This is a genomic window from Brevundimonas sp. (assembly GCF_024711105.1).
In the GTDB taxonomy this organism is placed as follows: domain Bacteria; phylum Pseudomonadota; class Alphaproteobacteria; order Caulobacterales; family Caulobacteraceae; genus Brevundimonas.
On the sequence record NZ_JANJTL010000030.1, the window covers coordinates 1 to 12,367 of the forward strand.

A 12,367-nucleotide genomic window follows, 5' to 3' on the forward strand; every position below is an offset into this window, starting at 1 on the left:
CCCGCCGGGGAGAAGGTGACCTCGCCCAGCGTCTTGCCCTTCAGTTCGATGACGATGCGCTGGGCCAGCTTGGGCCCCACCCCATTGGCGCGAGCGACGGCGGCCTTGTCCTCGCGCGCCACGGCCGCGGCGAGTTCGGCCGGGCCGAGCACGTCCAGCACGCCGAGCGCCGCCTTCGGGCCAACGCCCTGGATGGTGATCAGGGCGTTGAAGGCGCGGCGCTCGTCCCGCGCCAGGAAACCATAGAGGCGCGGCCCCTGCTCCTGGCTCCACTGTGTGTCGATGAACAGGGTCAGCTCGTCGCCCAGCGCGGGCAGGCGCGACAGGGTCCGCGCGCCGCAGTGGACCACGTAACCGACCCCTCCCGCGTCGATCAGGCACTCGGCTTCCCCCGTCTCGGCCAGGATCCCGTGCAGTCGCCCGATCATGCGGCCAGCCCCTTGATGCGGCGGTGGTGCGCGTGGGTGATGGCCACCGCCAGCGCATCCGCCGCGTCGGCCGTGACTTCCCCGGCCTGGGGCAGCAGCCGGCGGATCATGAAGGCGATCTGGGCCTTGTCGGCGTGGCCGGCCCCCACCACCGCCTTCTTGATCAGGTTCGGAGCGTATTCGCTGACCGGAACGCCGGCGCGGGCGGGGCCGATCATCACCGCGCCGCGCGCCTGGCCGAGTTTCAGTGTCGAGGCCGGATTGGCGTTGACGAAGACCTCCTCGACTGCGGCCTCGTCGCAGGCGTGGCTGCGACACAGGTGGGTCACTTCGTCGACGAGATGCAGCAACCGCTCGGCCATCGGCGCCTTGTCGTCCGGCGCGATGACGCCGTGCGCGACCCAGGACAGGCGCGCGCCGTCGACCACCACGACGCCCCAGCCGGTGCGCCGGAGGCCGGGATCGAGCCCGAGGATGCGAGTCGCCTGGTTCGCCATTCGTTCCTGTTCTGCCCGAAACCGGGTTAGCGAACAATGACCGGGTCGCCGGACCAAGCATCGGCACCGCTGTTGCATATGCAACGTCGGCGTGCTTTGCATATGCAATGGAAGCTCACGAGCCCTGCGTCTGCGGACGCCTCCGACGCGCGTCGCGCGCGCTCAGCCGGGTCTATGACGAGGCGCTGGAGCCGTTCGGCCTGACGGTGACCCAGTTCGCCATCCTGCGCACCTTGTCGCGGCTGGACAAGCCGATGCTGGGTGAACTGGCGCGCGAGACGGCGCATGAGAAGAGCGGCCTGTGGCGCACCCTGCGGCCGATGATCCGCGAGGGCTGGATTGAGGCCGAGACCGCTCGCGAAGGCCAGCGGCTGAGCATCTCCGACGCCGGCATGTTCAAGCTGGTCCGCGCCCTGCCCGCCTGGCGCGAGGCGCAAGGACGGGTGGACAAAGCTCTGGGCCCCCGGGCGCGGGCTCTGGTCGACCTGCTGCAGGAGATCGAGACGCGTGTCTGAGGAAAAGCTCTCGGCCCGCGCCTGGACCATGATCCTGGCCGGGGCGGCGGTCGTCACCCTGTCGATGGGCGTGCGCCAGGCGTTCGGCCTGTTCCTGCCGCCGATGGGGCCGGACCTGCAGATTGGACGCGAGTCCTTCGGTCTGGCGGTGGCGGTGCAGAACCTGCTGTTCGGCCTGGCCCAGCCCTTCGTGGGAGCCTGGGCCGACCGGCACGGGGCCGGCAAGGTCATCGCGGGCGGCGGACTGCTCTATCTGCTCGGCCTGGCCGTGGCGGCGGTCGCGGCCGACTTCATGGGGTTGATGCTGGGCTTCGGCGTAATGGTCGGCCTGGCCATGGCCGGCGCGACCTTCGTGGTGGTGCTGGGCGCGGTCGGGCGGATCGCGCCGCCGCACAAGCGGACCTTGGCCTTCGGCATCGTCACGGCCGGCGGGTCGCTGGGACAGTTCCTGGTGGTCCCGTTGGCGCAGGTCTTCATCGACGCCTTCGACTGGCGGATCGCCCTGTGGCTGCTGGCCGGCTTGATCGTGCTGATCCTGCCGCTGGCCATCGGCCTGAAGGGCAAGCCGGAGGGCGCTGGCGCAGCCGACGGCCCGCCGCTCAAGGAAGCGCTGGCGGAGGCGGGCGCGCATCCCTCCTTCTGGCTGCTCAACCTCGGCTTCTTCGTCTGCGGCTTCCATATCGCCTTCGTCGGCACCCACCTGCCGGCCTTCCTGCGGGACGAGGGGCTGTCGGCGGGCGTGGGCGCGGCCTGCCTGGCCCTGATCGGCCTGTTCAACATCCTCGGCTCGGCGGCCTGGGGCGCCTGGGGCTCGCGCGGGTCCAAGAAGCACCTGCTGGCGCTGCTCTATGCACTACGGGGCGTGGCCATCGCGGGCCTGCTGTTCTTTCCGATCACCACGACCAGCGTCCTGATCTTCGCGGCCGCCTTCGGCTTCCTGTGGCTGGGGACCGTGCCGCTGACCAACGGACTGGTGGCGCAGATCTACGGGGTCCGGAACCTGTCGGCGCTGGGCGGCATCGTCTTCCTCAGCCACCAGGTCGGCGCCTTTGTCGGCGCCTGGCTGGCGGGCCTGGCCTTCACCGTGCTGGGCTCCTACGACGCGGTGTGGATCGCCTCGATCGGCCTGGCGGTCATGGCGGCGCTGGCCAACCTGCCGGTGCGGCAGGAGTCGCTGAGGACGCAGCCGGCATGAGGCGCTGGCTGATCCTCGCGGGCGTGGCGGCGCTCATCGCCGCAGGCGCGTTGCTGTGGACGCAGAAGGGCGCGGTGCTCTGGCTCCAGAACGTGGCGGCCTACTGCTTCTAGTCGTCGTGCGGTGTGATGTTGAAACCGTGCAGGCCGGGCTCGACCTTCAGCCGCGCGATCAGAGGCTCGACCCTCAGCGGAGCCTGGCCGCGCACCTTGACCTTGTGGATGTGCCGGCGGTCGCCGTCCGAGACGTCGTGGCCGATGCGCATGGTCTTCAGGCCGAACTCGCGCATCAGCACGCGCAGGGCGGGCTCGTCGGGAGCCGCGGCCCCGTCCCAATGCAGGGTCACGTCCACGGTCGCGAGGTTCGGCAGCTGGGCGTCAACGAGGCGCAGCAGACCCAGCACGGCAAGCGTGGCCACGCAGGCCAGCAACGCCAGCTCCAGCATGCCGACGCCGAACAGGACCCCGATCGCCGAGGTCAGCCACAGCGAGGCCGCGGTGGTCAGGCCGTGGACCGAGAAGCCCTTGCGGAAGATCACCCCGGCGCAGAGGAAGCCGATTCCGGTCAGGATGCCGTGCGCCATCCGGGTCGGGTCGATGACGATTGTCTGCTCGGGGAGGGCCACGAAGGCCCAGCTGTTCTGATGCATCGCCGCCAGCATCAGGACGCACGACGCCAGGCCCACCAGGATGTGGGTCCGGAACCCCGCGGGATGGCCGTTGTAGGTGCGCTCGGCCCCGATGACGCCGGAGGCGATGATGGCCCCCAGCGTCGGGCCCCAGATGTTGGCGTCGATCATCGAATCGCTCCGTGAACGAACGAGACTAGACCTGTTGCGAAGGGAGGGAATCCCCGGCGTCAGTCGTCGCGCGGATCCAGATCGAAGCCTGTGAGACCCTCGATGGCGGCCAGCTCGTCGGCGACCTCGCCCAGCCGCATTTCGGTCGCCCGCAGGCGGAAGGTCCGTGTGCGCAACTTGCCGCGCTCGCTCAGGCCGTGGGAGTCGCTGCGCAGGTCGGCGTCGTACCGGCGGAGAACCTCGAGGGCGGCCCGGTCCGCGCGTGGGCCGTGAGCGGGCCAGCTGATCGTGACGTCGATCAGGGTGGTGGTCGGCACCGCACGGCTGATCACCCGGAGGGCGACCAGGATGGCCAACGTCGCGGCGGTTCCGGTCACCGCCAGGGCGAGGAGGCCCGCTCCGAACAGCAGGCCGAGCGCCGCCGACATCCACAACGATGCGGCTGTGGTCAGGCCGTGGATCGAAAAGCCGGTCCGGAAGATCACCCCGGCGCAGAGGAAGCCGATGCCCGTGAGGACGCCGTGCGCCATGCGGGCCGGATCGGCGATGATCTCCTGGCCGGGAAGGACGGTGAAACGCCAGTCCCCCTGGGTCACCGAAGCGTACATGAGAAGCGTCGAGGCGAGGCACACCAGGATGTGGGTCCGAAAGCCCGCAGGCCTTCCGCGCCACTCGCGTTCAAGGCCGATAAGGCCGCCGGCGAGCACGGCGCCGACTATGGGCCAGACGAACTCAGGCATGCTGGCTGAACGACCGGCCACGGCCGAGGTTGCAGGCCTCAGTCTTCGAGGCGTTCGGGCTGTACCGGCTGCGCCTCGGGGATGGCGTCGGCCCTGGACATGCCCTCCGGCACCGGCCCCGGCTTGGCCGGAGGCTCGTCCTCCGCCTCAAGCCTGATGGCGCCGACATCGGGGATCTCGAGTTCCGGCAGTTCCAGCTCGGGCAGGCCGAGCGGCGGGAGCGCCGCCTCGCGCCAGCTCAGCGCCATCAGCGCCGCGCCGAAGACGCCAACGGCCACGACGCCGCCCCAGATCGCCAAACCGAGGAGCCGCCAGCCGCGCTCCGACAGCCCGTGAGGCCGCGGTCCGGAGGTCGGCCCCTCGCTCATGTCAGGGCTCAGCCCGCATATTTGGCCGCGTCCTCATCGGAGATGTCGGCCGAGGTGTAGACCTGCTGAACGTCGTCGTCCGCCTCGAGCGCGTCGATCAGCTTCATCAGGGTCCCGACCTGGTCGCCTTCGACCGGGGTCAGAGCCTGGGGCTTCCAGACGATGGCGGTCGACTTCGGGTCGCCCAGCACCTTGGACATGGCCTCGGCGACCTCGTTGAGGTCCTCGAAGGCGGTCCAGATGGTGTGGCCTGGCGCGTCCTCGTAGATGTCGGGCTTGACCAGGTCGCTCTCGACGTCCTGGGCGCCGGCCTCGATGGCGGCCTCCATGACGGCGTCCTCCGAGCCCGCCTCGGCGGGGTAGGTGATCTGGCCGACCCGGTCCCACATGAAGGCGACCGAGTTGCTCTCGCCCAGCGCCCCGCCGTGCTTGGAGAAGGCGGCCCGGACGTTGGCGCCGGCGCGGTTGCGGTTATCGGTCAGCACCTCGACAATGATCCCGACGCCGCCGGGGCCGCGGCCCTCGTAACGGATTTCCTCCATCAGGTCGGCCTCCCCGCCCGAGGCCTTCTTGATCGCCCGGTCGATGTTCTCCTTGGGCATGGACTCGGCCTTGGCGTTGTTCACCGCCAGGCGCAGGCGCGGGTTCATGGCCGGATCGGGCAGACCGGACTTGGCCGCCACGGTGATTTCGCGGCTGAGGCGCGAGAACAGCTTGGAGCGCGCGGCGTCTGCGCGTCCCTTGCGGTGCATGATGTTCTTGAACTTAGAGTGGCCGGCCATGGGTCGACTTCGGAACTCCCCGACGAAAAGGCGTGGGCGCATCTAGCGCACGGGCGCGCGGGTGTCATCCGGCGGAACCTCGGCTGCGCGCGGGCGCTTGTCAGGCGAGACCGGAGACCTGCGATGGCCGACGAAGACGTGATCCTCGACGACAGCGACGACGATATGGAGATCGTCCACTGGTACGAGCCCGAGCCGATGAGCCTGAGCCTGGCCCAGGCCTCCGGCGCCGTGGTCACGGCCTTTGCGCTCGGCGTGCTGACGGCCGTGGGCGTTCTGGCGCTGACGGGGCGTATCCGCGACTGAAGCGACAGGGCGACAGGGCGACAGGGCGACAGGGCGACAGGGCGACAGGGCGACAGGGCGACAGGGCGACAGGGTCGTGAGCGGCGATCCTGGACGATGTCAAAGACGGCTTCAGTCTAGGCCCGTTCGGGCAGCCGGGGAGAAACAGCGGGCGACGCGCGAGTTTCCCGCATGAAGTCAGCACTCTCCCAGGTTGCGATAGGTGCGTTCGCACCGGCTCGACGCCGGATTTGGACCGTTGGCGCCCTTCTCTCGGAGGCGCGCCTCGCCTAGAAGGCCGCCCCGGCCGCCCTCCCCTCGCGGCCAAAGGAAGTATGACCATGCGCCTGGACGCCATTTCGCTCGGCTCGAACCCGCCCCACGACGTTAATGTGGTGATCGAGGTCCCCATCGGCGGCGAGCCGATCAAGTACGAGATGGACAAGGCGTCTGGCGCCCTGGTCGTCGACCGGTTCCTCTACACGCCGATGCGCTACCCCGGGAATTACGGCTTCATCCCGGGCACCCTGTCGGGCGACGGCGATCCCTGCGACGTGCTCGTGGCCAACACCCGCGCCATCATCCCGGGCGCCATCATGAGCGTGAAGCCGATCGGCGTGCTGGTGATGGAGGACAACGCCGGCGAGGACGAGAAGATCATCGCCGTCCCTTCGGCCTCGCTGACGGCGCGTTACGCCGGCGTCGAGGAAATCGGCGACCTGCCGGACATCACCGTCAGGCAGATCGAGCACTTCTTCAGCCACTACAAGGACCTGGAGCCCGGCAAATGGGTGAAGATCCTGCGCTGGGGCGACAAGGCCGAGGCGCACCGCCTGATCCTCGAGGGCATCGAGCGGGCCCGCAAAGCCTGACGCAGATTTCATCCCCGGCCGCGGCGGACGACTGCTAGGCTCGACCTCCGCCGCTAGAGGGAGGTCGCCATGCGTTTCCTGTCCGACGACGAGATGCGGGCGCTCGCCCGCGCCGAGGAGACGGAGCCCCGGACGCCCCTGCCGGTGCGGATGGTGTCGTCCGAGGAATATGCGCCCACCGGCCAGACCGAGAAGCAACGCGAGGTCCAGGCGCGGCTCTATGCGTTCGCCGACGAGGCGGCGCCGAGGCTGGGCATGAGCCGGCGGCGGTTCTTCCAGACGGCGTCGGGCATGGCGGCGGGCTTCGCGGCGCTCAACGGCGCATTCGGGCCGATGTTCGAGGTCTCGGCGGCCGAGGCCTCGGACTTGGGACTGGCGCAGGAGCGCAGCGAGGGGCTGCGCGACCAGTTCATCATGGACATGCATACCCACTTCCTGCGCGACGACACGCGGCTGACCAGCTTCGTGCGCTTGCGGGAATCGGTGATCCAGCGCGGCTGGAACCCGCAGCTGTCGGCGTCCGGCGAACAGACCATCGAGCACCTGAAGTTCGACAACTATTTCAAGGAAATCTACCTCGACTCCGACACCAAGATCGCCCTGATCTCCTCCGCGCCGTCGGACATCCCCGAGGACTGGTTCCTGACCAACCAGCAGATGGCCGAGGCGCGCCAGCGGGTGAACGAACAGTCCGGGACCACCCGGATGATGGCCCACGCCATCATGCGGCCAGGCGCGCCCGGCTGGCTGGACGAACTGGACGCGGCGCTCGAACTGGGGCCGGACTCGGTCAAGGGCTATACGGTCGGCGACAACACCCACAAGGAGACGTCGGCGTACCCGTGGCGGATGGACGACGAGACGGTGATGTATCCGGGCTACGAACGGATGCTGGCTGCGGGCGTCACCACCGTCTGCGTGCACAAGGGCCTGTGGGGCCGGGCGACCGCGGAGCGGTTCCCGCACCTGTCGCCCTATGCCGACGTGCGCGACGTGGCCAAGGCGGCGCGCGACTGGCCGCAGCTCAACTTCGTCATCTACCACGCGGCCTATCGGCTGGATGACCCGGACTGGGCGCTGGCCGAATTCGAGCGGACGGGCCGCATCGAGTGGGTCACGGACCTAGCGGAGATTCCCGCGGCGCACGGGGTTTCGAACGTCCATGCCGACCTCGGCCAGATCTTCGCCCAGACCCTGATCGCCCAGCCGCGGATGTGCGCGGCCATCATGGGGACCCTGATCAGGGGGCTCGGCCACGACAAGGTCTGCTGGGGCACCGACGCCGTCTGGACCGGCAGTCCGCAGTGGCAGATCGAGGGCCTGCGCCGGCTGGAGATCCCCGAGGACATGCAGACCGCTTACGGCTTCGCCCCGCTGGGGGCCGCCGACGCGCCGGTGAAGAGCGCCATCTTCGGCGGCAACAACGCGCGGCTGTACGGTCTGGACGTGCCGCGGACGCAGGCCGCGCTGGGCGTCGACCGGTTCGCGGCGATCAAGGCGGATTATCTGGCCAAGGGCGCGACGCCGTCGAACCGGCGGTATGGCTATGTGGCCAAGGGGTGAAGTCACCCACGTCGCTGGATCACAAAAACTCTACTTGCCAAATAGGTATTAATTAGCCCTACTGCCCCTCTTACGGCGGAGGGCGGCATGTCGGGCGCACTGGGATTGGCTTTGGCCCTGCACGCCGCTGGATTGGTCCAGGACCAGCCGTGGACTCTTCAGGACGCGATCGGCGAGCCCGAGCGATTGACGGTCAGTGGGTCGGTTCGGGCGCGGTACGAGATGCTAGATGGCCAGTATCGCCCCGGCCTCACCGGCTCGGACCAGTTGGTCTCGATCCGCACGACCCTCTTCGCCGAACTGGATTTCAGTCCATTGCGCGTCGGTGCGGAGCTCCACGACGCCCGCGCCTACGGCGCCGATCTCGGCAGCGGGATCAGCACCGGCGAGGTCAATGCGCTGGAGTTGATTCAGGCCTATGTGGCGGCGGACTTCGGCGACAGGCTGGGCGACGGCTCCCAAGCCTCCGTTCAGATCGGACGATTCAAGCTTGACGCAGGATCGCGCCGGCTTGTCGGAGCCAACAACTTCCGCAACACGACCAACGCGTTCACGGGCGCGGCCCTGCGCTGGAGCCGGGGCGATAGCGGACTGCTCGCCTTCTACACCCTGCCGCAGACGCGGCTGCCGGAGAATCGTCCGGCGTTGCTCGACAACGAGGTCGCGTGGGATCTGGAAAGTCCGGATCTGACCTTGTGGGGTGTGTTCCTCAGTGAAGGCGGCCTGCCAGGCTCGGCCATCGCGGAGGTGTTCGTCGTCGGACTGCGCGAGGACGACGCCTTCGATCGGCCGACGCGCAACCGCGATCTGACGACCTACGGAGGACGCCTCTATCGGAATCCAGCCGCCTTGGCGTGGGACTTTGAAATCGAGGTCGGCTTCCAGAACGGCTCCAGCCGCGCCAGCGCTTCGCCCGCCGACGTGACTGACCTAGAGGTAGAAGCAGCCTATGCGCACCTGGAGGCTGGCCGATCCTTCGGCGGTCTTTGGACACCGCGGCTTGCCTTCGAGTACGATTTCGCAAGCGGCGACAAGACCCCTGCCGACGATGCCGTGAACCGGTTCGACAGCCTGTACGGCCCGCGTCGTCCCGATTTTGGACCGACAGGCATCTACGGTCCGCTCGGCCGGTCGAACATCAGCTCTCCGGGAATCCGCGTCGAGGTGCGCCCTGACGACCGCTGGGACGGCTTCGTCTTCTATCGCGCACTCTGGCTGGACGAGGCGCGCGACGCCTTCGCTAACACTGGTGTCCGTGACGTGTCAGGAACCTCGGGACGGTTCGCCGGCCACCAGGTCGAGGCACGCGCACGCTACTGGATTTATCCGAGCGTCCTGCGCCTGGAGTTCGGCGGGGCGGTGCTCGTAAACGGCCGGTTCCTGGACCAGGCGCCGAACGCGACCGGACAGGGCGACACCGTCTACGGCTATGTGGACATCACCCGCACCTTCTGAGGCTTGCGGCGGTCCGCCGGACAGGCCATCAACCGCCATGCTGTCGAACAAGGCGAGGTACGCGCTTCGCGCCCTCATGCATCTGGCGGAGATCGCGCCGGCCTCGGCTTCCATCGGGACTCTGGCGGAGACGACGGACGCGCCGCGGAAGTTCCTCGAGGCCATCCTGCTGGAACTCAATCGCGCAGGCCTGCTGGTCAGCCGGCGCGGCCGCGCGGGCGGCTATGCGCTGTCTCGGCCCGCCAACCAGATCAGCGTCGCAGATGTCATTCGTGTGATCGACGGGCCGCTGGCGCTCGCGCCCTGCGCTTCGGTCACCGCGCCGGGCCGCTGCTCGACCTGTCCTGACATGGAGACCTGCCGCCTGAGGCCGGCGCTGATTGCGAGCCGAAACGCCGTGGCGGCCGTCCTGGAAAGCTGGACGCTGGCTCACGGAAAAGTCTATTGACGCAGTAGATATTCGGACGTCCTCTAGGCTCGCTTTCGTGGAGGACACAATGGAAGACCTGCTGCTGTTCGCCGTCGTCGGATTTCTTGCCCAGATCGTCGATGGATCGCTGGGCATGGCCTATGGCGTGATCTCGTCGACCGTATTGCTTTCGTTCGGAGTTCCGCCGGCCACGGCGTCAGCCAGCGTGCACGCCGCCGAGGTCTTCACCACCGCCGCGTCCGCCGGGTCGCACGCGGTCAACAAGAACGTGAACTGGAAGCTGTTCGGGCCTCTGGCGCTCGGCGGGGTGGTCGGCGGCATCCTCGGGGCCTTCGTCCTCACCTCCATTGACGGCAATGTGATCAAGCCCTGGATCACCGGCTATCTAGCGATCATGGGTCTGGTGATCCTGTGGCGGGCGTGGCGCGGCGCGCGGCCGGTGCGGGCCTTCCCGTGGAAGGTGGCGCCAGGGCTGGGCCTGTTCGGAGGCTTCTTCGACGCCGTGGGCGGCGGGGGCTGGGGTCCGTCTGTGACCACCACCCTGGTCGGCTCGGGCGACGACACGCGCAAGTCCATCGGCACCGCCAATGCGGCGGAGTTCTTCGTCACCTCCGCCATCTCGGCGACCTTCCTGGCGGCCCTGCTGACGGGCCACTGGCAGGAGGCGGAGGGGATCGTGGAGCACGCCTGGGCCGTCGGCGGCCTGATCATCGGGGGGCTGCTGGCCGCGCCGCTGGCGGGCTATGTGGTCCGGATCGTGCCGATCCGGCCGCTGACCTTCGCCGTCGGGATCCTGGTGGTGCTGATCGCCGGCTATCAGACGGCGAGGCTGGTCGGCTGGCTCTAGGCTGGCGGGCCGTGCGCGGTCTGCTAGGAGTTGGTTTCCGGGCCGGCGCGGGCGCCCGGTGGAGGCGATGGTCGCCCAAGTCCCGCTCTGACCCCGCGCTCGCGCGGCCAGGAGCGATGTCATGACCCAGGAAGCGACCACGTCACGCGAGCCGCAACCGCCACGGCTGTCGTACGCCGGCCTGTTCCTCCGCTTCCTGAGGTTCGGCCTGCTGGCCTTCGGCGGTCCGGTGGCCCAGATCGCCATGATCAAGCACGAGCTGGTCGAGCGGGAGCGGTGGATCTCGCCGCAACGGTTCAATCGGTTGCTGGCGGTGATGCAGGTGCTGCCGGGGCCCGAGGCGCACGAACTGTGCGTGCACCTGGGCATGCGGGCCAAGGGCCGCCTGGGCGGCGTGCTGGCCGGGCTCGGCTTCATGCTGCCGGGCCTGCTGCTCATGCTGCTGCTGTCCTGGCTCTATTTCCGGATCGATTTCGAGCGCGGCTGGGTGGGGGCGGCCCTGCTCGGCGTGCAGGCGGCGGTGCTCGGCCTCATCGTCCGGGCCGTGCCGCGGATCGGGTCGCACGTGCTGACCGACCGATGGCTGTGGGTGATCGCGGGCGTGTCCGGCCTGGCGGCGCTGCTCGGCGTCAGCTTCTGGCTGGCTCTGCCGGCGGGCGGGATCGTCTATGCGCTGGTCAAGGCCAGGCGGCCCGGCTTCGCCGTGCTGGCGGCGGCCCTGGCGCTCGCAGCGGCCCTGTGGCTGGGACTGCAGGCGCCCCCGCCCACGGCACCGGAGTTCGTGGCCCGGGTGGTGACGGAGCCCGGCGATGTCGCCTGGCCCTGGCTGCTCTTGGCGGGGCTGAAGGCGGGGCTGCTGACCTTCGGGGGCGCCTATACGGCCATCCCCTTCCTGCGCGAGGACGCGGTGCGCCAGGGGTGGACGGGCGACGGCCAGTTCCTGGACGGCTTGGCCCTGTCAGGGGTGCTGCCCGCGCCCCTGATCATCTTCGCCACCTTCGTCGGCTACGTCGCCGGCGGGTTTCCCGGCGCGCTGGCCATCACGGCTGGCATATTCCTGCCCGCCTTCGCCTTTTCTCTCATCTTCTATGACCGGCTTGAGGCGGTGCTGGAGAACGCGCGCCTGCACGCCCTGCTCGAGGGTGTGGCTGCGGCCGTGGTCGGGCTGATCGCCGCCACCGCCCTGCAGCTGACCTGGGGTCTGCTCGCCGGGAACGAGGACCGGCTGGTGCTGGCCGCCGTCCTGCTGGCGGCGCTCGCCGTCATCTGGCGCTGGAAGGCGCGGATCGCCACGCCGGTGGTCCTGATCGCGGCGGGCTGCGTGGGTGCGGCGCTGCTCGCCTAGACCTCGGGCACCGTCGCCTTCAGCCGGCCGCCGACGCGGATCGGCTCGATGCGGACGGCCAGGCCCGTGCGGTCGTCGGTTTCGACCATCACGCCGCACACGGTGGCCGGGCCCGAGGCCGGGATGTAGCGGCCGCCGGACAGACGGGTGGTGAAGCGCCGCAGCGGCTCTTCCTTGTCGTTGCCGATGACGGAGTCGTAGTCGGCGCAGGCGCCCGCGTCGGTCTGGTAGGCGGTGCCGCCCGGC

The 12,367-nt window shown here is 69.2% G+C and carries 16 protein-coding genes; 9 read left to right on the forward strand and 7 right to left on the reverse strand.

The annotated features are described in order from the left end of the window. Together ruvA and ruvC are read right to left on the reverse strand one after the other, a co-directional pair. On the reverse strand, positions 1–428 hold a 428-nt coding region (gene ruvA / locus Q0M60_RS01820), incomplete at its 3' end, for a Holliday junction branch migration protein RuvA (RefSeq protein ID WP_296815191.1). Further along, complete coding sequence (ruvC, locus tag Q0M60_RS01825; protein WP_296815193.1) at positions 425–925, reverse strand: crossover junction endodeoxyribonuclease RuvC; 501 nt, start codon at positions 923–925, stop codon at positions 425–427. The genes ruvA and ruvC, both read right to left, overlap by 4 nt. 107 nt (positions 926–1,032) lie before the next feature. On the opposite strand from ruvC, the gene Q0M60_RS01830 reads away from it, so the two are divergent. Both Q0M60_RS01830 and Q0M60_RS01835 read left to right on the forward strand, forming a co-directional pair. Further along, positions 1,033–1,440 carry a MarR family winged helix-turn-helix transcriptional regulator gene (locus tag Q0M60_RS01830; protein ID WP_296815195.1) on the forward strand — a complete coding sequence of 136 codons (408 nt, stop codon included), beginning with the start codon at positions 1,033–1,035 and terminating at the stop codon, positions 1,438–1,440. Beyond that, on the forward strand, positions 1,433–2,635 hold the full coding sequence (locus Q0M60_RS01835) for an MFS transporter (RefSeq protein ID WP_296815197.1): 1,203 nt from the start codon (positions 1,433–1,435) through the stop codon (positions 2,633–2,635). The genes Q0M60_RS01830 and Q0M60_RS01835 overlap by 8 nt, the downstream gene beginning before the upstream one ends. 109 nt (positions 2,636–2,744) lie before the next feature. Here Q0M60_RS01835 and Q0M60_RS01840 read toward each other — a convergent pair whose 3' ends face one another. From Q0M60_RS01840 to Q0M60_RS01855, 4 genes are read right to left on the reverse strand one after another with little or no spacing between them, the layout of a single operon-like run. After that, positions 2,745–3,434: an MgtC/SapB family protein gene (locus tag Q0M60_RS01840; RefSeq protein WP_296815199.1), complete on the reverse strand. Its 690-nt coding sequence runs from the start codon at positions 3,432–3,434 to the stop codon at positions 2,745–2,747. A gap of 59 nt (positions 3,435–3,493) precedes the next feature. Beyond that, positions 3,494–4,174 carry an MgtC/SapB family protein gene (locus Q0M60_RS01845; protein ID WP_296815202.1) on the reverse strand — a complete coding sequence of 227 codons (681 nt, stop codon included), beginning with the start codon at positions 4,172–4,174 and terminating at the stop codon, positions 3,494–3,496. A 38-nt stretch (positions 4,175–4,212) separates the two neighbouring features. Further along, entirely contained in the window at positions 4,213–4,542 is a 330-nt protein-coding gene (locus tag Q0M60_RS01850; RefSeq protein ID WP_296815205.1) for a hypothetical protein, read from the reverse strand. 8 nt (positions 4,543–4,550) lie between these two features. Further along, positions 4,551–5,324: a YebC/PmpR family DNA-binding transcriptional regulator gene (locus Q0M60_RS01855; RefSeq protein ID WP_296815207.1), complete on the reverse strand. Its 774-nt coding sequence runs from the start codon at positions 5,322–5,324 to the stop codon at positions 4,551–4,553. A 123-nt stretch (positions 5,325–5,447) separates the two neighbouring features. Here Q0M60_RS01855 and Q0M60_RS01860 point away from each other — a divergent pair, with 123 nt between their 5' ends. The 7 genes from Q0M60_RS01860 (at position 5,448) to chrA (ending at position 12,121) form a co-directional block, all read left to right on the forward strand. Next, a complete protein-coding gene (locus tag Q0M60_RS01860) occupies positions 5,448–5,630 on the forward strand; it encodes a hypothetical protein (protein WP_296815210.1) in 183 nt (60 codons plus the stop codon). A 320-nt stretch (positions 5,631–5,950) separates the two neighbouring features. Next, on the forward strand, positions 5,951–6,481 hold the full coding sequence (gene ppa / locus Q0M60_RS01865; protein ID WP_296815226.1) for an inorganic diphosphatase: 531 nt from the start codon (positions 5,951–5,953) through the stop codon (positions 6,479–6,481). 69 nt (positions 6,482–6,550) lie between these two features. Continuing rightward, a complete protein-coding gene (locus tag Q0M60_RS01870; RefSeq protein ID WP_296815213.1) occupies positions 6,551–8,044 on the forward strand; it encodes an amidohydrolase family protein in 1,494 nt (497 codons plus the stop codon). Between the two features lie 87 nt (positions 8,045–8,131). Next, entirely contained in the window at positions 8,132–9,499 is a 1,368-nt protein-coding gene (locus Q0M60_RS01875; protein ID WP_296815215.1) for an alginate export family protein, read from the forward strand. 37 nt (positions 9,500–9,536) lie between these two features. Further along, positions 9,537–9,947, forward strand: a complete 411-nt coding sequence (locus Q0M60_RS01880) for an Rrf2 family transcriptional regulator (RefSeq protein WP_296815217.1) — start codon at positions 9,537–9,539, stop codon at positions 9,945–9,947. A 49-nt stretch (positions 9,948–9,996) separates the two neighbouring features. Continuing rightward, entirely contained in the window at positions 9,997–10,776 is a 780-nt protein-coding gene (locus tag Q0M60_RS01885) for a sulfite exporter TauE/SafE family protein (RefSeq protein ID WP_296815219.1), read from the forward strand. Positions 10,777–10,897: 121 nt separating this feature from the next. Continuing rightward, positions 10,898–12,121, forward strand: coding sequence for a chromate efflux transporter (gene chrA, locus Q0M60_RS01890; protein ID WP_296815221.1), 1,224 nt, complete (start codon positions 10,898–10,900; stop codon positions 12,119–12,121). Here the strand turns inward: chrA and Q0M60_RS01895 are convergent. After that, positions 12,118–12,367, reverse strand: a 250-nt coding sequence (locus Q0M60_RS01895; protein ID WP_296815223.1) for a YmdB family metallophosphoesterase, incomplete at its 5' end; no start/stop codon positions are given. The genes chrA and Q0M60_RS01895 overlap by 4 nt on opposite strands.